22 protein-coding genes are annotated in these 19,420 nt (G+C 61.8%); 8 read left to right on the top strand and 14 right to left on the bottom strand.

Translation table 11 applies throughout. From position 1 onward, the window contains the following. Window positions 1–2 precede the first annotated feature (2 nt). The 4 genes from ACWHXD_RS29485 to ACWHXD_RS29470 all read right to left on the bottom strand — a co-directional run bounded on the left by ACWHXD_RS29485 (window position 3) and on the right by ACWHXD_RS29470 (window position 4,554). A complete protein-coding gene (locus ACWHXD_RS29485) occupies window positions 3–998 on the bottom strand; it encodes a hydrolase (protein WP_138762060.1) in 996 nt (331 codons plus the stop codon). A 112-nt stretch (window positions 999–1,110) separates the two neighbouring features. Then, entirely contained in the window at window positions 1,111–1,716 is a 606-nt protein-coding gene (rsmD, locus tag ACWHXD_RS29480) for a 16S rRNA (guanine(966)-N(2))-methyltransferase RsmD (protein WP_138762061.1), read from the bottom strand. After that, window positions 1,716–3,206, bottom strand: a complete 1,491-nt coding sequence (locus ACWHXD_RS29475; protein ID WP_138762062.1) for a M16 family metallopeptidase — start codon at window positions 3,204–3,206, stop codon at window positions 1,716–1,718. The genes rsmD and ACWHXD_RS29475 overlap by 1 nt, the downstream gene beginning before the upstream one ends. Continuing rightward, window positions 3,199–4,554 carry a M16 family metallopeptidase gene (locus ACWHXD_RS29470; protein ID WP_003195117.1) on the bottom strand — a complete coding sequence of 452 codons (1,356 nt, stop codon included), beginning with the start codon at window positions 4,552–4,554 and terminating at the stop codon, window positions 3,199–3,201. The genes ACWHXD_RS29475 and ACWHXD_RS29470 overlap by 8 nt, the downstream gene beginning before the upstream one ends. A gap of 232 nt (window positions 4,555–4,786) precedes the next feature. Between ACWHXD_RS29470 and ftsY the strand changes: the two genes are divergently transcribed. From ftsY to rpoH, 4 genes are all read left to right on the top strand, one after another. Next, window positions 4,787–6,187 (top strand): signal recognition particle-docking protein FtsY, encoded by a 1,401-nt coding sequence (gene ftsY / locus ACWHXD_RS29465; RefSeq protein WP_138762063.1) that lies wholly within the window; start codon window positions 4,787–4,789, stop codon window positions 6,185–6,187. Beyond that, a complete protein-coding gene (ftsE, locus tag ACWHXD_RS29460) occupies window positions 6,184–6,855 on the top strand; it encodes a cell division ATP-binding protein FtsE (protein ID WP_003195112.1) in 672 nt (223 codons plus the stop codon). Before ftsY ends, ftsE begins: the two co-directional genes overlap by 4 nt. Next, window positions 6,852–7,874, top strand: coding sequence for a permease-like cell division protein FtsX (gene ftsX / locus ACWHXD_RS29455; RefSeq protein ID WP_003195111.1), 1,023 nt, complete (start codon window positions 6,852–6,854; stop codon window positions 7,872–7,874). The genes ftsE and ftsX overlap by 4 nt, the downstream gene beginning before the upstream one ends. Before the next feature lie 130 nt (window positions 7,875–8,004). Further along, a complete protein-coding gene (gene rpoH / locus ACWHXD_RS29450; protein ID WP_003176698.1) occupies window positions 8,005–8,859 on the top strand; it encodes an RNA polymerase sigma factor RpoH in 855 nt (284 codons plus the stop codon). Window positions 8,860–9,505: 646 nt separating this feature from the next. On the opposite strand, the gene mtgA is transcribed toward rpoH, so the two are convergent. Continuing rightward, window positions 9,506–10,228 (bottom strand): monofunctional biosynthetic peptidoglycan transglycosylase, encoded by a 723-nt coding sequence (mtgA, locus tag ACWHXD_RS29445; protein WP_138762064.1) that lies wholly within the window; start codon window positions 10,226–10,228, stop codon window positions 9,506–9,508. 74 nt (window positions 10,229–10,302) lie between these two features. Between mtgA and ACWHXD_RS29440 the strand changes: the two genes are divergently transcribed. From ACWHXD_RS29440 to trmB, 4 genes are all read left to right on the top strand, one after another. Then, window positions 10,303–10,677, top strand: a complete 375-nt coding sequence (locus ACWHXD_RS29440; RefSeq protein ID WP_032894704.1) for a DUF423 domain-containing protein — start codon at window positions 10,303–10,305, stop codon at window positions 10,675–10,677. Between the two features lie 79 nt (window positions 10,678–10,756). After that, entirely contained in the window at window positions 10,757–10,957 is a 201-nt protein-coding gene (gene thiS / locus ACWHXD_RS29435; RefSeq protein ID WP_032894705.1) for a sulfur carrier protein ThiS, read from the top strand. 54 nt (window positions 10,958–11,011) lie between these two features. Next, complete coding sequence (locus tag ACWHXD_RS29430) at window positions 11,012–11,806, top strand: thiazole synthase (protein WP_003195103.1); 795 nt, start codon at window positions 11,012–11,014, stop codon at window positions 11,804–11,806. 9 nt (window positions 11,807–11,815) lie between these two features. Next, entirely contained in the window at window positions 11,816–12,538 is a 723-nt protein-coding gene (trmB, locus tag ACWHXD_RS29425) for a tRNA (guanosine(46)-N7)-methyltransferase TrmB (RefSeq protein WP_032894706.1), read from the top strand. A gap of 119 nt (window positions 12,539–12,657) precedes the next feature. Here the strand turns inward: trmB and ACWHXD_RS29420 are convergent, their stop codons facing one another. The 9 genes from ACWHXD_RS29420 to ACWHXD_RS29380 all read right to left on the bottom strand — a co-directional run bounded on the left by ACWHXD_RS29420 (window position 12,658) and on the right by ACWHXD_RS29380 (window position 19,388). Next, on the bottom strand, window positions 12,658–12,981 hold the full coding sequence (locus ACWHXD_RS29420) for a DUF3392 domain-containing protein (protein WP_003195099.1): 324 nt from the start codon (window positions 12,979–12,981) through the stop codon (window positions 12,658–12,660). A 19-nt stretch (window positions 12,982–13,000) separates the two neighbouring features. Continuing rightward, window positions 13,001–14,203, bottom strand: a complete 1,203-nt coding sequence (gene hemW, locus ACWHXD_RS29415; RefSeq protein ID WP_138762065.1) for a radical SAM family heme chaperone HemW — start codon at window positions 14,201–14,203, stop codon at window positions 13,001–13,003. Next, window positions 14,200–14,796: an RdgB/HAM1 family non-canonical purine NTP pyrophosphatase gene (rdgB, locus tag ACWHXD_RS29410; protein WP_138762066.1), complete on the bottom strand. Its 597-nt coding sequence runs from the start codon at window positions 14,794–14,796 to the stop codon at window positions 14,200–14,202. Before rdgB ends, hemW begins: the two co-directional genes overlap by 4 nt. Further along, window positions 14,793–15,227, bottom strand: coding sequence for a DUF4426 domain-containing protein (locus tag ACWHXD_RS29405; protein WP_032894709.1), 435 nt, complete (start codon window positions 15,225–15,227; stop codon window positions 14,793–14,795). The genes rdgB and ACWHXD_RS29405 overlap by 4 nt, the downstream gene beginning before the upstream one ends. 21 nt (window positions 15,228–15,248) lie before the next feature. Then, window positions 15,249–15,869, bottom strand: coding sequence for a methionine biosynthesis protein MetW (metW, locus tag ACWHXD_RS29400; RefSeq protein WP_003195091.1), 621 nt, complete (start codon window positions 15,867–15,869; stop codon window positions 15,249–15,251). A gap of 7 nt (window positions 15,870–15,876) precedes the next feature. Next, window positions 15,877–17,016 (bottom strand): homoserine O-succinyltransferase MetX, encoded by a 1,140-nt coding sequence (gene metX, locus ACWHXD_RS29395; RefSeq protein WP_032894712.1) that lies wholly within the window; start codon window positions 17,014–17,016, stop codon window positions 15,877–15,879. 220 nt (window positions 17,017–17,236) lie between these two features. Continuing rightward, window positions 17,237–17,824 (bottom strand): YggT family protein, encoded by a 588-nt coding sequence (locus ACWHXD_RS29390; RefSeq protein WP_003195087.1) that lies wholly within the window; start codon window positions 17,822–17,824, stop codon window positions 17,237–17,239. A 25-nt stretch (window positions 17,825–17,849) separates the two neighbouring features. After that, window positions 17,850–18,668 carry a pyrroline-5-carboxylate reductase gene (proC, locus tag ACWHXD_RS29385; RefSeq protein ID WP_138762067.1) on the bottom strand — a complete coding sequence of 273 codons (819 nt, stop codon included), beginning with the start codon at window positions 18,666–18,668 and terminating at the stop codon, window positions 17,850–17,852. Between the two features lie 33 nt (window positions 18,669–18,701). Then, window positions 18,702–19,388: a YggS family pyridoxal phosphate-dependent enzyme gene (locus ACWHXD_RS29380; protein ID WP_032894716.1), complete on the bottom strand. Its 687-nt coding sequence runs from the start codon at window positions 19,386–19,388 to the stop codon at window positions 18,702–18,704. Window positions 19,389–19,420 lie beyond the last annotated feature (32 nt).

Genomic DNA, 19,420 nt, shown 5'->3' with positions numbered 1-19,420 from the left:
TTTTAACCGCGTTGTGTCAGTAACCAGTCAGGGATCCGGCGTTCCAGGTAGTAACCAGGACGCTTCAACGAACCCTCCACAAACCCCACATGCCCGCCCTTGGCCAGCAACTCGAACTCGGTGCAGTCCGACAGCTCACTGGCGTCAGGCAAGCTGTGCGCAAACACAAACGGGTCATCGGCCGCCTGGATAATCAACGTGGGTGTGCGGATATCGCCCAGGTAATAACGGCTCGAGGCGCGGCGATAGTAGTCTTCGGCACTGATGAAACCGTGCAGCGGCGCGGTGACCCGCCCGTCGAAGTCCCAGAACGTGCGCATCTTTTCCAGGGAGCCAAGGGCCTCCAGGGTTTTGAGCCCATCCTCACGACCGTCCTGCAGGAATTGGCGCTGCTTGACGCGGATATACGCCAGCATCTCGCGCATGAAGTGCTTCTGATACACCCGCGAGAACCCCAGGCCGATGCGATCGGCGCATTGATCCAGGCGAAACGGCACCGACACCGCCGCGGCGCCCTGCAAGCCCGAGGCCTGGCCGGTTTCCCCTAAATGCTTGAGCAACACATTGCCACCCAGGGAATAACCCACCGCATACAAGGGCGCCAACGGCCGCTTGGCGCGCAGATGAGCAATCGCCGCCGCCAGGTCTTCGCTGGCGCCGGAGTGATAACTGCGAGCCAGCAGGTTGGGTTCGCCCGAGCAGCCACGCCAGTTCAGCGCAGCGCTGGCCCAGCCTTGGGCGGCCAGGACTTTTTGCAGGCCGGCCACATAGGGCGAATTGGACGAGCCGGTCAGCCCATGCAACACCAGCACCAAAGGCGCTTGCACGTCATGGGGCCCATGCCAGTCAAGATCTAGGAAGTCGCCATCCTCCAGCCACAGGCGCTCGCGTTGGCGTTCGATGTGGGTGGTCGGACGCCACAGCGGCCCCCACAGTGTCTGCAAGTGGGGGTTGCCGAGGCCGAAGGCGGGTTTGAAGCGCTCTGTCGATGGAATCATGAATTACCCGCTGCCGTGTAGGCGCGAGCTTGCTCGCGAAAAACGTTAACGATAACGCAGCGCTGTCAGACAGCCCGTGTCGCCTGTTCGATCTTCGCGAGCAAGCTCGCTCCTACAGGGCGCGATGCCACAACGCGTAATACACCCGCCCGGACTTCTGCTCCCGGTGCAGGCGCCAGCCACTGGGCAGGCCGAGCGTGGAGGGCGCGGTCTCGCTCTCAGTGTAGATCCAGGCATCCGGTGCCAGCCACTGGCGTTCTTCCAGCAGGGTGCAGACGGTCGGCAGCAGGTTCTGGTTGAACGGTGGGTCGAGGAACACTACGTCGTATTCAGTCGCCGCCTGGGTTTCCAGGTAGCGCAGCGCGTCGGCCGTCTGCACCTGGCCGGTGGTGCAACGTAGCGTGCCCAGGTGCTCCTTGAGGCTGGACACCGCCACGTTGCTGGCGTCCAGCGCCTGGCCCTGGGCCGCGCCACGGGACAGCGCCTCCAGGAACAACGCGCCGCTGCCAGCGAACGGGTCCAGCACCTTGGCCCCGCCGATGTGCGGTGCGAGCCAGTTGAACAGGGTTTCGCGCACGCGATCGGGCGTCGGGCGCAGGCCCACGACGTCGGGGAAGCTCAGCTTGCGGCTGCCCCATTCACCGCCAATGATGCGCAGTTGGCCCACACCGTTATGCACGTTATGGACAGGTTTTTTCGGGCGAGATGAACTGGCCATTAATGCTCCGGAACCCCGAGCGGCTGCTCGGCAGGTTTATCAGTGGGGGGCGGTAGTGGCTTTTGCGCAATCGTCGGGCCGGCGGTCACGATGACCATCTTGTCGGCGCTCAAGTGTTTGTTCATTGCAGCCTTGACCTGATCGACGGTCAGAGCCTGGGATTGTTTCATGAAATCTTCCAGATAGCTCAGCGGCAGGTTGTAGAAACCCATGGCGCCCAACTGCCCGACGATATCGGCATTGCTGGCGGTGGACAGCGGGAAGCTGCCGGCCAGCTCGCGCTTGGCGTCATCCAGTTCCTTTTGCGTCGGGCCGGTCTTAAGGTAGTCAGCCAGCACGTCCTCCACCAGGCGCAAGGTGCCACCGCTCATTTCGGCGCGGGTCTGCAGGTTGATCATGAACGGGCCGCGCACCTGCATCGGTGAGAAGCCGGAGTACACGCCGTAGGTCAGGCCGCGTTTCTCCCGCACTTCGCTCATCAAACGGGTGCCGAAGCCGCCGCCGCCAAGGATCTGGTTACCCAGGGACAAGGCTGCATAGTCCGGGTCGGCACGGTCAATGCCCAACTGCGCAAACAGCAGGTGGGTTTGCTTGGACGGGAACTCGATCCGGCTCAGGCCGGCTTTTGGTTCGGTCGGCTGGGCAATCTTGGCCATGGCCGGGCCCTTGGGCAGCGAGGCGGACACCTTGGCCGTCATGGCTTCAGCTTCGGCGCGGGTCAGGTCGCCCACTACTGCAATTACCGCGTTACCCGCCGCATAGGCCTTGGCGTGGAACGCCTGCAACTGCGCCAGGGTAATCTTCGGCACGCTCTCGGGGGTGCCTTCGCTCGGGTGCGCGTAAGGGTGGTCGCCGTACAGACGCTTGAACAGCTCGATGCTCGCCAGTTTGCCGGGGTTCTGCTTCTGGTACTCGAAACCGGCCAGGATCTGGTTCTTGATGCGTGCCAGGGAGTCTGCCGGGAACGTCGGCTGGCCGATCACCTGGTTGAACAGTGACAGGGCTGCGTCGCGCTTGGCGCTGTCGCTCAGGCTGCGCAGGGTCACCAGCGCCATGTCGCGGTAGGCGCCGTTGCCAAAGTCGGCCCCCAGGCCTTCGAACCCGCTGGCGATCTGGCTGACATCCTTGCCCGGTACGCCTTCGTTGAGCATGGCGTTGGTCATCAGCGCCAGGCCTGGCACGTCGCCATCCTGGCTGCTGCCGGCGGCGAACAGCAGGCGTATGTCGAACATCGGCAATTCATGGGCTTCGACGAACAGTACCTTGGCGCCTTCGGCGGTGGTCCAGGTTTGTACATCGAGCTTGCGGTTGGTTGGGGCCTTGCCATCCAGTTCCGCCAGGGATTGCAGGGTGCTGGCCGTTTGAGCCTTGTCCAGGGCCTGGCTGGCGACCGACTCGCTGGGGCGCAAGAAGTAAACGGCGCTGGCCGCCATCAGGGTGACGGCGATCAGGCCGGGCAGGATCAGGCGGCTGTTTTTGCGATCACTCATGAGCGGTCTCCTCAGGCAAAACATGGGCGACGCTCAGACGTTCGCGGGTGAAATAGGTGCGTGCGGCCTTCTGGATGTCTTCCGGGGTCACGCTTTGCAGGTCGGCGAGCTCGGTGTCCATGAGTTTCCAGGACAGGCCGACCGTTTCCAGGGAGCCAATGGCCGTGGCCTGGCTGGTGATGGAATCACGCTGGTACACCAGGCCGGCAATCACTTGGGCGCGGATGCGCTCCAGTTCTTCGGCGGTCGGTGGCTTGGCCTTCAACTCATCGAGCAGGCGCCACAGGCCGGCTTCGGCCTGGGCGACGGTTTTCTTCTTCTGCTGGTTCGGCGTGGCCGAGAGGGTGAACAGGCTGTCGCCACGGGTATAGGCGTCGTAGTTGGTGGAAGCGGCGGACACCAGCTCCTCACCGCGTTCCAGCTGCTCGGAGATCCGTGCACTGTAGCCGCCGTCCAGCAGGGCCGAGATCAGGCGCAGGGCCTGTACCGAGCGTTTGTCTTCGGCGGTGGCCAGGCCGGGCACGTTGAAGCCCAGGAACACGCTTGGCAGTTGGGTCTGCACGTGCAAGGTCAGCAGGCGCTCGCCGGGCTCGGCCAGTTCCATCGGGATTTTTGCCGGTGGCACGTCACGCTTGGGGATCGGGCCGAAGTAACGTTGGGCGAGGTTTTTCACCTCGTCAGGGGTCACGTCGCCAACCACCACCAGGGTGGCGTTGTTCGGCACGTACCAGGATTGGTACCAGTGGCGCAGTTCCTCGACCTTCATGCGGTCCAGGTCGGCCATCCAGCCGATGGTCGGCGTGTGGTAGCCACTGGCCGGGAACGCCATGGCCTTGAAGCGCTCGAACGCCTTGGACATGGGGTTATCGTCGGTACGCAGGCGGCGTTCTTCCTTGATGACCTCGATTTCACGGCTGAACTCGTCGGCCGGCAGGCGCAGGCTCGCCATGCGGTCGGCTTCCAGCTCAAAGGCCACACCCAGGCGGTCACGGGCCAATACCTGGTAGTACGCGGTGTAGTCGTCGCTGGTGAAGGCGTTTTCTTCGGCGCCCAGGTCGCGCAGGATCAGCGAGGCTTCGCCGGGGCCAACCTTGGCGCTGCCCTTGAACATCATGTGTTCCAGGGCGTGGGACAAACCGGTCTGGCCCGGGGTTTCGTAGCTTGAGCCAACCTTGTACCAGACCTGGGAAACCACCACTGGCGCGCGATGATCTTCGCGCACGACCACTTTAAGGCCGTTATCGAGGGTGAATTCATGGGTGGGTTGTGGATCGGCAGCCAAAGCTGAGAGAGGCAGACAAACTGTGCTGAACAGCAGGCCTGCGGCGCGGCGGGCTAGAGCATTCATTCGTTTTTAAACCTGTTGGGCTGCCCGCTTGGTCTTAGCGTCGGCGGGCGAGGAGGTGCTAGGATACTGATCCGACCTAGGGACGGCCACTGTGGCTGTCTTGTTAAGGCCCGATTTAGGCCTTACAAAATGTTGCGCATGAACGAGCTGGCTAAAAAACAGTCTGTTACGCATCGAATTTTATTTACCGACGCGCCCTGTGGCGCGTCGCTACCTTGAGATAGCCGTCTCCATGTTTGGTTCCAACGACGACAAGAAGACCCCAGCTGCGGCTGGCGAGAAGAAAGGCCTGTTCGGATGGCTGCGCAAAAAGCCGCAGGAAACCGTCGTCGAACAGCCACAGGTTCACGCCGAACCGACCCCTGAACCCGTAATAGAAGCCGAACCGGTTGCCGAGACGCCAGTTCCGGTGGTGTTGCCGATGGCTGAGCCGGTGTTGCAGCCGGTCGTCGAGGCCGAGCCGGAACCTGCGCCTGAGCCTGAGCACAAGCCCTGGCTGGAGCTGCCCGTGGCCGAAGAGCCCGTGGCATTGGTGGAGGATGTTCAGGCCGAGCACGTCGTGCCGCCGATTCCTGCAGTGGTCGAGCCGGTGCCGGTAGAGGTTGTGGCTGAAGTACCGCCCGTCGTTGAAGTGCCTGCACCGGTTGTCGCTGCACCTGCCGTTATCGAGCCAGAACCCGCCGTTGCCGCAACCGAAACCAGCAAAACCGGATTCTTTGCCCGCCTCAAGCAGGGCCTGAGCAAGACCAGCGCCAGTATTGGCGAAGGCATGGCCAGCCTGTTCCTGGGCAAGAAAGTCATTGATGACGAACTGCTGGAAGACATCGAGACCCGCCTGCTCACCGCCGACGTGGGCGTCGAAGCCACTGCCGTGATTATCCAGAGCCTGACGCAGAAGGTCGCGCGCAAGCAGTTGACCGACGCCGATGCGCTGTACAAATCCCTGCAGGCCGAGCTGGCCGCCATGCTCAAACCGGTTGAAGCGCCGCTGGTGATCACGCCGAAAAAGCCGTTCGTCATCCTCGTGGTAGGCGTAAACGGCGCTGGCAAGACCACCACCATCGGCAAACTGGCCAAGAAGCTGCAGGGTGAGGGCAAGAAAGTCATGCTCGCCGCCGGTGACACCTTCCGTGCCGCGGCCGTCGAGCAGTTGCAGGTGTGGGGCGAGCGCAACAAGATTCCGGTGATCGCCCAGCACACCGGTGCCGACTCTGCGTCGGTGATCTTCGATGCCGTGCAAGCCGCCAAGGCGCGCAACATCGATGTGCTGATCGCCGATACAGCCGGCCGCCTGCATACCAAAGACAACTTGATGGAAGAGCTGAAGAAAGTGCGCCGCGTGATCGGCAAGCTCGACGCCGATGCGCCCCATGAAGTCTTGCTGGTGCTCGACGCCGGTACCGGCCAGAACGCCATCAGCCAGGCCAAGCAATTCAACCAGACGGTGCAGCTGACCGGCCTGGCATTGACTAAGCTCGACGGCACGGCCAAGGGCGGTGTGATTTTCGCCCTGGCCAAACAGTTCGGGTTGCCGATTCGTTATATCGGCGTCGGTGAAGGCATCGACGACCTGCGCACCTTTGAAGCCGAACCCTTTGTACAGGCACTGTTTGCCGAGCGGGAGCGTTCATGATTCGATTCGAACAGGTCGGTAAACGCTATGCCAACGGGCATGTGGGCTTGCATGAGCTGAGCTTTCGAGTGCGTCGCGGCGAATTCTTGTTTGTCACCGGCCATTCGGGCGCGGGCAAAAGTACGCTGTTGCGCCTGCTGCTGGCCATGGAGCGCCCGACCACCGGCAAGTTGCTGCTGGCGGGCCAGGACCTGGCCACTATCAGCAATGCGCAAATTCCATTCCTGCGCCGCCAGATCGGCGTGGTGTTCCAGAACCACCAATTGCTGTTCGACCGCACGGTGTTCAACAACGTGGCCCTGCCGTTGCAGATCCTCGGGCTGTCCAAGGCCGAGATCGTCAAACGCGTGGATTCGGCACTGGAACGCGTGGCCTTGTCGGACAAGACCGACCTCTTCCCCGGCGACCTGTCCACCGGCCAGCAACAGCGTGTCGGTATCGCCCGCGCCATCGTCCATCGCCCGGCTTTGCTGCTGGCCGACGAACCCACCGGTAACCTCGACCCGCGCCTGGCGGCCGAGATCATGGGGGTATTCGAAGACATCAACCGCCTGGGCACCAGCGTATTGATCGCCAGCCACGACCTGGCCCTGATTGCCCGTATGCGCCATCGCATGCTGACCCTGCAACGCGGCCGCCTGATCGGCGATGGGGAGGCTGGCGTATGAGTGCTACACGCAGCCCTAAAGTATCCGAACGCGTGGCGCCGAAACCGGCCGACCCGCAACCGAAAAAGAAAAAACACGACGAAGACGACGGCCCGGACTTCGGCACCCTGGTGCACGCCTGGATCGAAAGCCACCGCGCCAGCCTTCTGGACAGCCTGCGTCGCCTGGGCAAGCAACCGATCGGCAGCTTTTTCACCTGCCTGGTCATGGCGGTGGCCTTGAGCCTGCCGATGGGCTTGTCGCTGTTGCTTAACAATGTGGAGCGCCTGGGCGGTTCCTGGCAGCGGGCGGCGCAGATTTCGCTGTACCTGAACCTGGACACCAGCAGCAAGGAAGGCGAAGCGCTGCGCGATGACATCAAGAACATCCCGGGGGTGGCCGAGGCCGAGTACATCAGCCGCGACCAGGCCCTTGAAGAGTTCCAGCAGCAATCGGGCCTGGGCGAGGCGCTCAAGGAGCTGCCGCAGAACCCGCTGCCGGGCGTGGTGCTGGTAACGCCGAACGAGGTCGACAAGCCGGCGCTGGAAGCCCTGCGACAAAAACTCGCAGAGATGCCGAAGGTGCAACAGGCGCAACTTGATCTAGTCTGGGTGGAGCGCCTGGCCGCAATCCTCAAGCTGGGTGACCGCTTTGTGTTCGGCCTGACGGTGTTATTAGTGTCTGCATTACTTTTGGTGATAGGTAATACCATTCGTCTTCATATTGAAAACCGTCGCACCGAGATAGAAGTGATTAAACTGGTGGGCGGCACAGACAGCTATGTGCGTCGGCCTTTCCTGTACATGGGCGCGCTGTATGGCCTGGGTGCGGGGATCTTGTCCTGGGGCGTACTGGCGTTTGGCCTGGATTGGTTGAACGACGCGGTGGTCGGCTTGGCCGGGCTTTACGGCAGTGATTTCGCCTTGGCCGGTGTGCCGGTAGCCGATGGTCTGAGTCTCTTGCTTGGCGCGGTGTTGTTGGGGTATATCGGTGCGTGGATTGCGGTGGCACGGCATTTACGTGAGCTGGCGCCGAAGTAGTTAATGTCAGATTAATCTGGTTTCGTTTGTATTGACCGTATCAGCGGTTTAGGGAACTTGTCCTACGGTTCCCAGGTCAATTTTCGCAGTGCTGAACTGCACGAGTTATGTGAGTCGGAGGTTTTTTCGTATGACCACTTCTTTGCAACCTGCTTATGCCTTGGTCCCGGGTGCGAACCTGGAAGCCTATGTGCACACGGTCAACAGCATTCCATTGCTGACGCCCGAGCAGGAGCGTGAACTGGCCGAGAGTCTCTACTATGAGCAGGATTTGGGGGCGGCTCGGCAGATGGTGCTCGCCCACCTGCGTTTTGTCGTACATATCGCCCGTAGCTATAGCGGCTACGGTTTGGCCCAGGCCGACCTGATTCAGGAAGGCAACGTAGGCCTGATGAAGGCTGTGAAGCGTTTCAACCCTGAAATGGGCGTGCGCCTGGTGTCGTTTGCCGTGCACTGGATCAAGGCGGAAATCCACGAGTTCATCCTGCGCAACTGGCGCATCGTGAAAGTGGCCACCACCAAGGCCCAGCGCAAGCTGTTCTTCAACCTGCGCAGCCAGAAAAAACGCCTGGCGTGGCTGAACAACGAAGAAGTCCACCGCGTGGCCGAAAGCCTCGGCGTGGAGCCGCGTGAAGTGCGCGAGATGGAAAGCCGCCTGACCGGCCATGACATGGCCTTCGACCCAGCCGCCGAAGCGGATGACGACAGCGCCTTCCAATCGCCTGCCAACTACCTGGAAGACCACCGGTACGACCCGGCGCGTCAACTGGAAGACGCCGACTGGAGCGACAACTCCAACCACAACCTGCACGAAGCGCTGGAAGTGCTGGACGACCGCAGCCGTGACATCCTCTACCAGCGCTGGCTGGCAGAAGAAAAAGCCACGCTGCACGACCTGGCGCAGAAGTACAACGTGTCGGCCGAGCGGATTCGTCAGCTTGAGAAAAGCGCGATGAACAAGCTGAAGTTGTCGATCGCTGCGTAAAGCGCTGTGAACAAAAAATGCCCCGGTCGAAAGATCGGGGCATTTTTGTATGTGCTCGTAAATTTCAAATCCACCACAGTCCACTGTGGGAGCTGGCTTGCCTGCGATAGCGGTGTGTCAGTTTGCAGATAAGTTGGCTGACCTGCCCTCATCGCAGCATAGGTACCTACACAACTCTGTAGCGCTCAACGCTAACCACGATGCGAAGCGAGCCGCTCTTGATCTTGATCTGCTTTTGATCTTAGGCGCCCCGTTAAACCACGCTGGCCGGAATTCGACAGGGATTTGGGGGGTAAACCGGCAGGGATGCCGGTTTAGCCGCCCCGCGCCATGGATGGCGCGTGGCGGCGGCCCCCAAAATCACTGGCGGATTACGGGCACACCGAGCCTAGGCGAGGTGCCGAGTGGTGGGGCAAGAGCGCTTTGGTTACTTTCGCGCTTTTCGAAAGTGACCCGCCGTCAGGCGAACCCTAAGTAGCCGTTACCGCAGCAATGGATATGTACACAATCCAGCTGTGTTGACTGTCAGGCCGTCTTCGCAGGCAAGCCAGCTCCCACATTTGGACTGTGGCGCGTCAGGTAGATATGCGCTGGCCGCCGGGGCCGTCACGGGAGCAAGCTCCCTCGCCACAGGTCCCGTATTGTGTCAGTCGGACCAGGGGGCCTTTCGAGAGTTGTTCAGCTCAACCAGATAACCATCCCCACCCAACTGGCTCATCTGCTGACGAATCCATGCCGCTCTACGTGCCACATAGGCCGTCGGATGGCTGGCACTCCACACCCGTGGATTGGGCAACACCGCCGCCAGGTAACTGGCCTGCTGCCGCGAAAGCCCTTTGGCACTCACGCCAAAATGGTGCCGCGCCGCCGCCTCTGCACCAAACACACCTTCATCCCATTCCACGCTGTTGAGGTACACCTCAAGAATCCGCTGCTTGGGCCACAACACCTCGATCAAGCCGGTAAACCAAGCCTCCAGGCCTTTACGCAAATAGCTGCGGCCGGCCCACAGAAACAGGTTTTTCGACACCTGCTGGCTCAAGGTGCTGGCACCGCGAATCGAACCGCCGCGTTCGTTGTGCAGAATCGCCGCCTGGATCGCGCCGAAATCAAAACCCCAATGTTGCGGGAAGCGCTGATCTTCACCGGCCATCACCGCGACTTTGAGATCATCGGAGATTTCGTCCCACGGTACCCAGCTGCGTTGCAGGTCAATGGGTTCGCCATCTATCCAGGACTCAACCTTGCGCTCCACCATCAGCGCAGTGAACGGCGGCGGCACCACACGAAACAGCAGCACCAGCAACACACTGCCGATGGCAAACCATTTCACGACGTTGAGAAAGCGTTTGAAGAGGACACGCAGCATAGAGATGGCTTGGCCGAACCCGTTGAGCGGGCCATTATACAGACCCTGCCCGATGAGTCTGACTGGAGTTCCCCATGCTGCGTAGCTTTCTGATGCTGGCTGCCTTTTTCGGCTTTACCGGCGTTGCGCTGGGCGCGTTCGCCGCCCACGGCCTGAAAAACCGCCTGAGCGCCGACTACCTGGCGATCTTCCATACCGGCGTGACCTACCAGTTGGTGCATGCCCTGGCACTGTTCGGCGTGGCCTTGCTGGCGGCGCATATTCCGGGCCGGCTGGTGACCTGGGCGGGTGTTTCGTTCACCGTCGGCATCCTGCTGTTCTCGGGCAGCCTGTATGTGCTGACGATGACCGGCATCAGTAAACTGGGGATCATCACGCCGTTTGGCGGGCTGGCGTTCCTGCTCGGCTGGTTCTTTCTGGGCCTGGCGGCGTGGCGCTTGCAGCTTTGACCGCTTGACGCTTGGAGCTGACCTTCAGGTTCCAATCGCGCTAGAATGCGGGCCCCTAAAAACGATGGCGGCCCGTGGCATGCGCATTCAGTTGAACGGCGAACCCTATGAACTGCCCGACGGTGAAACCGTTGCGGCCCTGCTGACCCGTCTGGACCTGACCGGGCGTCGCGTCGCAGTGGAGCTCAACCTGGATATCGTCCCGCGTAGCCAGCACGCCGAGACCTCGCTGAAAGAAAACGACCAGGTCGAAGTGGTCCACGCCATCGGCGGCGGCTAGCCCGCCACGGCCGCAACGCATTCTGCAGAACCTCATCCAACCAGAGGATTTCCCATGAGCATCGTTCGTAGCGACAAGCCTTTCGTCCTGGCCGGTCGTACCTACCAGTCCCGTCTGCTGGTCGGCACCGGCAAGTACCGCGACATGGAAGAAACCCGCCTGGCCATCGAAGCCTCGGGTGCCGAGATCGTCACCTTCGCCGTGCGCCGCACCAACCTCGGCCAGATCGAGGGCGAGCCGAACCTGCTCGAAGTGCTGTCGCCGCAGCGCTACACCTTCCTGCCCAACACCGCTGGCTGCTACGACGCCATCGAAGCCGTGCGCACCTGCCGCCTGGCCCGTGAGCTGCTCGACGGCCACAACCTGGTGAAGCTGGAAGTGCTGGCCGACCAGAAAACCCTGTTCCCCAACGTGATCGAAACCCTCAAGGCCGCCGAGACCCTGGTCAAGGAAGGCTTCGATGTGATGGTCTACACCAGTGATGACCCGATCATCGCGCGCCAACTGGCAGAAATCGGCTGCATTGCGGTGATGCCGTTGGCCGGTCTGATCGGTTCCGGCCTGGGGATCTGCAATCCGTACAACCTGCAGATCATCCTCGAAGAAGCCAAGATTCCGGTACTGGTGGATGCGGGCGTGGGCACAGCCTCCGACGCGACCATCGCCATGGAACTGGGCTGCGACGCCGTACTGATGAACTCGGCCATTGCCCATGCCCAGCAACCAATCATGATGGCCCAAGCCATGAACCACGCCATCGTCGCGGGCCGCCTGGCCTACCTCGCCGGGCGCATGCCGAAAAAACTCTATGCCAGCGCCTCTTCGCCGCTGGATGGTCTGATCAAGTAAGAGCTATTGATGACTGAATCAAACGAAACGCCGAACACCGTGGAAGAGGGCGACGAGTCCAAGCACCGCCGCATCAAGAGTTTTGTGATGCGCGCCGGTCGCATGACCGAAGGCCAGCAAAAGGGCCTGGAGCAGGGCACGCCGCTGTTCGTGTTGCCCCTGGCCGATGCGCCGGTGGATTACGACCAAGTGTTTGGCCGTTCGGCCCCGCGCTCCCTGGAAATCGGTTTCGGCATGGGCCATTCCCTGCTGGAAATGGCTGCGGCCGCCCCGGAGCAGGATTTCATCGGTGTGGAAGTCCACCGCCCAGGCGTCGGCGCACTGCTCAACGGCGTACTGACCCAGGGCCTGAAAAACCTGCGGGTCTACGACTGCGACGCGATTGAAGTGCTCAACCGCTGCATCGCTGACAACAGCCTCGACCGCCTGATGCTGTTCTTCCCCGACCCATGGCACAAGGCCCGTCACCACAAGCGCCGCATCGTCCAGGCCTCCTTCGCGGAGCTGGTGCGCAGCAAGCTGAAAGTGGGCGGCATCCTGCACATGGCCACCGACTGGGAACCGTATGCGGAATACATGCTGGAAGTGATGAACGTTGCCCCTGGCTACCGCAACCTGGCCGAAGACGGCAAATGCGTGCCACGCCCGGCCGAGCGGCCGATCACCAAGTTCGAACGCCGTGGCGAGCGATTGGGGCATGGGGTGTGGGATTTGAAGTTTGAGAAGCAATAAACTGTAGGAGCGAGCTTGCTCGCGAAAAACGTCAACGATAACGCAGCGCTATCAGATAGCCTGCGTCGCCTATGGGTTCTTCGCGAGCAAGCTCGCTCCTACAGGGGATGGGGTTGGGGTCAGCGGCGGTCTGCCACTACCCCAATCAACACCAGCACCACGATCAACACCGGTGCAAGGCTGTAGTTATTGAACTGGCTCAACCCCCGCACAATCCACGGCGTGGCGTAGATCAACGCCGCGCCGCTGCCGATCAGGCACAGCAGGGCCATCAAGGGTACGCGCAAGGCGCCGGCGATGCTGCCCAGGCGCGCTTCGACCCAGCCCTTGATGTCGGCGCCGAACAGCACCAGCAAACAGCCCACAAGGGCCAACGAGATTTCCGACAGGTTGCTACGGCTCCAGCGGGATACGGTGGCGAGCAGGTCGAGTACCAGATCCATTCGATTTCCTTAAGAGCTATCAGCTCAAAAACTTCTGCAACAGGTCATTGAGAAAGAGTTGCCCACGGTCGGTGGCCGCCAGGCGTGACGGTTCGACCTGCATTAATCCACTTTGTTCTGCCTCGCGGCGGCCTTCGTCGAGGCTGGCCAGATCAAGGCCGGTGCGCTCGGCGTAGAGCTTGGCATCAACCCCTTCGGTGAGGCGCAGCGCGTTCATCAGGAACTCGAACGGCAGTTCATCGTTGGTCAGTTCTTTCGCGCCGGCCTGGAAGCTTTTGGCCGGGTTGAGGTAGTCCTTCGGTGCACGGGTTTTCCAGGTGCGCACGATGCGCCCGTCCGGGTGGCTGAGCTTGCCGTGGGCGCCGGCGCCGATGCCGATAAAGTCGCCAAAGCTCCAGTAATTGAGGTTATGCCGCGCCGGCCGCCCCGGTTGGGCGTAGGCCGAGACTTCATATTGTGCGTAACCGTGTTCGGCGAGCAGTGCCTGGCCGGCTTCCTGGATATCCCACAGCGTGTCGTCTTCCGGCAGCGCGGGTGGCTGGTTCCAGAACACGGTGTTGGGTTCCAGGGTCAGTTGGTACCAGGACAGGTGCGTGGGCTTGAGTGCAATGGCCTGGCGCAGGTCACCTAGGGCGTCGTCCAGGGACTGGTTGGGCAAGCCGTGCATCAAGTCCAGGTTGAAGTTGTCGAACCCGGCCTGGCGCGCCATGCCGGCGGCGCGCACGGCTTCATCGCCATTGTGGATGCGGCCCAGGGCTTCAAGCTTCTCTTGCTGGAAGCTCTGGATGCCGATGGACAGGCGATTGATCCCCAGCTTGCGGTACGCCACGAACTTTTCTTGTTCGAACGTCCCTGGGTTGGCTTCCAGGGTGATCTCGATATCGTCGGCAAACGGGATACGCGCTTCAACGCCCTTGAGCAGGCGGCCCAGTGCAGCAGCGCTGAACAGGCTGGGCGTGCCGCCGCCAAAGAAGATCGAGCTCAGCTCCCTGCCATACACGGCGTGCAGGTCTTGGTCGAGGTCGGCCAGCAAGGCGTCCACATACTCTTGTTCCGGCAGCACTTTACTGGCGGTGTGGGAGTTGAAGTCGCAATACGGGCATTTGCGCACGCACCACGGAATGTGGATGTACAGCGCCAGGGGCGGCAGATGGGGCAGGGCCGCCCGGGGTGTTTGCGCGCCACCGTGGATCAGCGGCTGCGCAGAGGTGTTCTGGGTCATTTCAAACCCAGGCGCTGGCGCAGTAATGCCATGGCGCGGGCGCGGTGGCTGATCTGGTTCTTGTCGGCCGGGCTCAGTTCGGCGCTGGAGACATTGCGCTCCGGCACCCAGAACAGCGGGTCATAGCCAAACCCATGCTCACCGCTGGCGGCTTGCAGAATGCGCCCGTGCCACAAGCCTTCGCACAGGATCGGCAACGGGTCATCGGCATGTCGCACCAGGGCCAGCACGCAGACGAACTGCGCACCACGCTCAGCCTGCGGCACGTCCTTGAGGGCGTCGAGCAGCTTGGCGTTGTTGGCTGCGTCGCCCTTGCCGTCGGCGTAACGGGCGGAGTAGATGCCAGGGGCGCCGCCGAGAAAGTCCACGGCCAGGCCCGAATCATCCGCCAGGGCTGGCAGGCCAGAGATACGTGCGGCATTGCGGGCCTTGAGGATGGCATTCTCGACGAACGACAGGCCGGTCTCTTCCGGTTCGACCTGGCTGAACTCACCGATCGAACGCAGGTGCACTGACTCACCGAGCATGGCCTGCAGTTCTTTGAGTTTGCCGGCGTTGTGGCTGGCGAGTACGAGTTGGGTAAGGTTCATCATTGGGCCGGGAACAGTTCTTGGTTGAATTGGAAGCCGTGGGCCTTGCCGCCGGTTTCAACATTGATGGTGAAGGTCTTGTATTCCCGTTGCGTCACGGTGTAAGGCGCGAGGTAGCTGATGCCGCCTTTCTCTTCGATCTGCTTGAACGTCAGGATCTCGCTCTTGCCACCCAGGTCCTTGATGGTACCGGTGACTTGCGCGGCCACTGGGCTTACGCCCTTGATCACGGTCACGTTGATCAACCCCTTCTCCTTGCTGCGCACCACGCCGACTTTCTGGGCGGTCTCGGGTGGCAGGAAGCTTGAGGTGAAGGTGTTGTAATGAACGGTGATATCGCCAAAGTCTTTTTTGCGATTAGCGTCGATAGTGTCGGCGGCCATGGCGCTGGCGCCCAGGCATGCGGTCAATAGAAAAATAGCCAAACGACTCATGAACGTCCCTCTTGAAGATGATTAGACGGCAACTTTGTGGTCGGTCAGGCCAGGACTGCTGACCCGGTAGATACCAATTTCGCCCAACAGGTTGGGCCATAGCTTACTCGCCCAGCCGTGGCGGTGCTGTTGATCGACGGCAAGGCGGTTGATCACCTTGGCTTCACGCTCGCCACACAGGGCTTCGAAGTCTTCGAAGGTGCAAAAGTGGATGTTCGGCGTGTTGTACCAGGTGTACGGCAGGAAGTCGGAGACCGGCATGCGCCCCTTGGTGGCCAGGTACCAGCGGCAGCGCCAGTGGCCAAAGTTGGGGAAAGTGATGATGCACTGGCGGCCCACGCGCAGCATTTCGTCGAGGATGCGGTCCGGGTAGTGCACCGCTTGCAGGGCCTGGGTCATCACCACGATATCGAAGCTGTTGCTGGCAAAGTTGCCCAGGCCCTTGTCCAGGTCCTGCTCGATCACGTTGATGCCCTTGGCCACGCACTGGGCGATGTTGTCCGGGTCGTTTTCCAGGCCGTAGCCGGTGACTTGCTTGTGATCGCGCAGCCAGCTCAGCAGTTCGCCGTCGCCGCAGCCCAGGTCGAGCACGCGGCTGCCGGCGGGGATCCAGTCTTGGATGATTTCCAGGTCGGCTCTCATGGCGTTCTCACAAAGTAATGCGGTTCATGTAGTTACTGAACGCCTGCAGGTAGCGTGGGATCGGAATCAGGAAGGCGTCGTGGCCTTGCGGTGCATCGATCTCCAAGTAGCAGACGTCTTTCTTGGCGGCCATCAGGGCATCCACCAGCTCACGGGAGCGTGCCGGCGAAAAGCGCCAGTCGGTGGTGAACGACATCACGCAGAACTTGGCCGTGGCGTGCTCGAAGGTTTTTGCCAGGTCGTCATCGTGGTTGGCGGCCGGATCGAAGTAGTCCAGGGCCTTGGTCATCAGCAGGTAGGTGTTGGCGTCAAAGCGCCCCGAGAATTCCTCGCCCTGATAACGCAGGTAGCTTTCCACCTGGAACTCGACGCTGTGGAAGTCGTAGTTGAGCTTCTCGCTCTTGAGGCCACGGCCGAATTTCTCACCCATGGAATCGTCGGACAGGTAGGTAATGTGGCCGACCATCCGCGCCAGCATCAAGCCACGCTTGGGGATCACGCCCGCTTCCTGGAACGAACCGCCGTGGAACTCGGGGTCGGTGAGGATTGCCTGGCGCGCCACTTCGTTGAAGGCGATGTTCTGCGCCGACAACTTGGGCGCCGAGGCGATAGCCAGGCAATGACGCACGCGGTCCGGGTAAGTGATGGTCCATTGCAGGGCCTGCATGCCGCCCAGGCTGCCGCCAATCACGGCGGCCCACTGGCTGATGCCCAGCAGGTCGGCCAGGCGTGCCTGGCTGTGCACCCAGTCCTCTACCGTCAGCACCGGGAAGTCGGCGCCGAATGGTTTGCCGGTTTCCGGGTTGAGGCTGCTGGGGCCGGTGGAGCCGTTGCAGCCGCCGAGGTTGTTCAGGCTGACCACAAAGAACTTGTTGGTGTCGATGGGCTTGCCGGGGCCGATGCAACTGTCCCACCAGCCGGGCTTGCGGTCGTCAACGCTATGGAAACCGGCGGCGTGATGATGGCCGGACAAGGCATGGCAGATCAGCACGGCGTTGCTCGCCGTGGCGTTCAGTTGGCCATAGGTTTCGTAGATCAGGTCGTAGGCTGGCAACGAACGGCCGCAGGCCAGGGCCAGGGGTTCGCTGAAATGCGCCACTTGTGGCACGACCAGTCCAACAGAATCGGGGGGGAAGGCAGCTGGCATCGACCCTGCTCTCGTTTAAATGAGGCGTAAGTCTAAAGAGCGGGGACCCTAGCGGCAAGCAAAGGTCGGGGGTAAGCGTGATCGTTCCCACGCTCCGCGTGGGAATGCCTCTTGGGACGCTCTGCGTCCTGCCCTGGTGACGCGGAGCGTCACGGGCTGCATTCCCACGCAGAGCGTGGGAACGATCAGCACAAGCCAGCCCGCCATAAGGGTATGGCGGTCAGATCAGGCCAAACAACTCTTTTGGCATGTAGGCAAAGTAGGCCAGGCGTGGAATCACCCAGCTTTGCAGCAGCTGAATCACGATAAACGCGAAGATCGGCGAGATATCCAGGCCACCCAGGTTCGGGATCAGGCGACGGAAGGGTGCCAGCACGGGTTCGGTGATTTGAGCCACCAACTCGGCACCCGGGCTACGGCTGCCGGGTGCGACCCAGGAGAGAATCACGCTGATGATCATCGACCAGAAAATGATCTTCAGGAACAGCGAGAAAATCCCGATCAGGCCCCATGGCAACAGCAGCACGGTGAAGGCCTGGTAGCCATTGAGCATCAGGATCACCACGAACAGCAAAATCTGCAGCAACAGCGCCAGCACCAGCGACGACATGTCCAGGCCGAACAGGCTCGGGATCACCCGGCGCAGCGGCTTGAGCAGCGGTTGGGTGGCCTTCACCACGAACTGGCACAGCGGGTTGTAGAAGTTTGCACGCACCAGTTGCAGGATAAAGCGCATCAGCACGATCAGCAGGTACAGGCTGCCCAGGGTCTGGATGATGAAAATGGCAGCGTCATTGATTCCGAGCATGTTTGATTACCTTGGTAAGGGACGACTATTTGCCCAGTTGCTCAGCAATCTCGGCTGAACGATGTGCGGCGGCACCCAGTGCTGTTTCCACCAGGGCTTCAAAGCCCCCGGCCTGGAACGACTCGATAGCCGCTTGTGTGGTACCGCCCGGCGAGGTGACGCGACGGCGCAGTTCGGCGGCATCCACCTCGCTGCCGACCGCCATTTTCGCGGCGCCCAGGGCGGTTTGTTCGGCCAGTTGCTCGGCCACGTCGTGGGGCAGGCCCAGCTTGACGCCGGCGGCCGTCATGGCCTCGATCAACAGGAAGAAGTAGGCCGGGCCGCTGCCGGAGACGGCGGTGACCGCATCCAGTTGCTGTTCCTGCTCCAGCCACACGGCGATGCCCACCGCAGACAGCAGTTCCTGGGCCTGGTCACGTTGCTGTGCGGTCACTTCGCCAGTGGCATACAAACCGCTGACGCCCTGGCGCAGCAGCGCCGGGGTGTTGGGCATGCAGCGCACAATGGGCTGGGCGCCGAGCCAGTTGGTCATGCTGGCGCAGGTGATGCCAGCGGCAATCGACACCACCAGTTGATGGGGTTGCAGGCTCGGGCGCAGGCTCTCGCACACGGCCTTCATGGCCTGGGGCTTGACCGCCAGCACGATTACATCGACGCCGTGGATGGCCTCGGCGTTATCGGCGAAGGTTTTTATGCCGTGTTCGGCGCTGACGCGCTCGCGGGTCTCGGCGCCCGGGTCGCTGGCGCGGATCTGCTCGGCGTCCAGGCCCTTGGCCCGCAGGCCACCGATCAGGCTGGCCGCCATGTTACCGGCGCCGATAAAGGCAATACGCGTGTTGCTCATGACAGGTCCTTATTTCGAGGGATGTCAGCCATTTCACGGCTGGCCGTAGTCGCGGGCGCCAAACAGGGCGGTACCGATCCGCACCCAGGTGGCGCCTTGGGCAATGGCCGACTCAAGGTCGTGGCTCATGCCCATGGAAAGTGTGTCCAGCGCCAGGTTCAAGCTGGCTTGCAAGTCGCGCACCGTGGCGAACGCCGCATCCTGTTCGGCCCGATCTTCAGTCGGCTCGGGAATCGCCATCAAGCCCCGCAGCTTCAAGCGCGGCAGGGCGCTGATCGCAGTGGCCAGGGCCGGCAGGTCGGCGGGTGTGCAGCCGGACTTGCTGGCTTCGCCACTGACATTGACCTGGATGCAGATATTAAGCGGCGGCAGGTCGGCCGGGCGTTGTTCGGACAGGCGTTGTGCGATTTTCAGGCGGTCCACGGAATGCACCCAAGCGAAGTGCTCGGCGATGGCGCGAGTCTTGTTCGATTGAATGGGGCCGATGAAGTGCCAACTCAAGGGCAGGTCGGTTAATTCCGCCTGTTTGCCCAGGGCTTCCTGCAGGTAGTTTTCACCAAAGTCGCGCAGCCCGGCGGCGTAGGCTTCACGCACTGCCTGCGCGGGTTTGGTCTTGCTCACGGCCAGCAGGTGGATGCTGCTTGCGTCACGTTGCACGGCGTCGGCTGCGGCGCGGATGCGCTGGCTAACCAGGCCGATGTTGTCTGCTATCGTCGACATTCAAGATGCGCCCGTGGATATGGAGTCCGCGG

This window comes from Pseudomonas fjordensis (assembly GCF_976987115.1).
This window is presented reverse-complemented; position numbering and strand designations above follow the sequence as displayed.

What these genes read in the sequence shown, in the direction of transcription:
- ACWHXD_RS29470 (WP_003195117.1), bottom strand. Translation starts at nt 4,554, where the DNA reads ATGAATGCTCTAGCCCGCCGCGCCGCAGGCCTGCTGTTCAGCACAGTT.
- mtgA (WP_138762064.1), bottom strand. Translation starts at nt 10,228, where the DNA reads ATGCTGCGTGTCCTCTTCAAACGCTTTCTCAACGTCGTGAAATGGTTT.
- hemW (WP_138762065.1), bottom strand. Translation starts at nt 14,203, where the DNA reads ATGACCCAGAACACCTCTGCGCAGCCGCTGATCCACGGTGGCGCGCAA.
- ACWHXD_RS29485 (WP_138762060.1), bottom strand. Translation starts at nt 998, where the DNA reads ATGATTCCATCGACAGAGCGCTTCAAACCCGCCTTCGGCCTCGGCAAC.
- metW (WP_003195091.1), bottom strand. Translation starts at nt 15,869, where the DNA reads ATGAGAGCCGACCTGGAAATCATCCAAGACTGGATCCCCGCCGGCAGC.
- ftsE (WP_003195112.1), top strand. Translation starts at nt 6,184, where the DNA reads ATGATTCGATTCGAACAGGTCGGTAAACGCTATGCCAACGGGCATGTG.
- ACWHXD_RS29405 (WP_032894709.1), bottom strand. Translation starts at nt 15,227, where the DNA reads ATGAGTCGTTTGGCTATTTTTCTATTGACCGCATGCCTGGGCGCCAGC.
- ACWHXD_RS29440 (WP_032894704.1), top strand. Translation starts at nt 10,303, where the DNA reads ATGCTGCGTAGCTTTCTGATGCTGGCTGCCTTTTTCGGCTTTACCGGC.
- rpoH (WP_003176698.1), top strand. Translation starts at nt 8,005, where the DNA reads ATGACCACTTCTTTGCAACCTGCTTATGCCTTGGTCCCGGGTGCGAAC.
- ftsX (WP_003195111.1), top strand. Translation starts at nt 6,852, where the DNA reads ATGAGTGCTACACGCAGCCCTAAAGTATCCGAACGCGTGGCGCCGAAA.
- rdgB (WP_138762066.1), bottom strand. Translation starts at nt 14,796, where the DNA reads ATGATGAACCTTACCCAACTCGTACTCGCCAGCCACAACGCCGGCAAA.
- ACWHXD_RS29420 (WP_003195099.1), bottom strand. Translation starts at nt 12,981, where the DNA reads ATGGATCTGGTACTCGACCTGCTCGCCACCGTATCCCGCTGGAGCCGT.
- ACWHXD_RS29390 (WP_003195087.1), bottom strand. Translation starts at nt 17,824, where the DNA reads ATGCTCGGAATCAATGACGCTGCCATTTTCATCATCCAGACCCTGGGC.
- rsmD (WP_138762061.1), bottom strand. Translation starts at nt 1,716, where the DNA reads ATGGCCAGTTCATCTCGCCCGAAAAAACCTGTCCATAACGTGCATAAC.
- trmB (WP_032894706.1), top strand. Translation starts at nt 11,816, where the DNA reads ATGACTGAATCAAACGAAACGCCGAACACCGTGGAAGAGGGCGACGAG.
- proC (WP_138762067.1), bottom strand. Translation starts at nt 18,668, where the DNA reads ATGAGCAACACGCGTATTGCCTTTATCGGCGCCGGTAACATGGCGGCC.
- ACWHXD_RS29430 (WP_003195103.1), top strand. Translation starts at nt 11,012, where the DNA reads ATGAGCATCGTTCGTAGCGACAAGCCTTTCGTCCTGGCCGGTCGTACC.
- ACWHXD_RS29475 (WP_138762062.1), bottom strand. Translation starts at nt 3,206, where the DNA reads ATGAGTGATCGCAAAAACAGCCGCCTGATCCTGCCCGGCCTGATCGCC.
- ftsY (WP_138762063.1), top strand. Translation starts at nt 4,787, where the DNA reads ATGTTTGGTTCCAACGACGACAAGAAGACCCCAGCTGCGGCTGGCGAG.
- metX (WP_032894712.1), bottom strand. Translation starts at nt 17,016, where the DNA reads ATGCCAGCTGCCTTCCCCCCCGATTCTGTTGGACTGGTCGTGCCACAA.
- ACWHXD_RS29380 (WP_032894716.1), bottom strand. Translation starts at nt 19,388, where the DNA reads ATGTCGACGATAGCAGACAACATCGGCCTGGTTAGCCAGCGCATCCGC.
- thiS (WP_032894705.1), top strand. Translation starts at nt 10,757, where the DNA reads ATGCGCATTCAGTTGAACGGCGAACCCTATGAACTGCCCGACGGTGAA.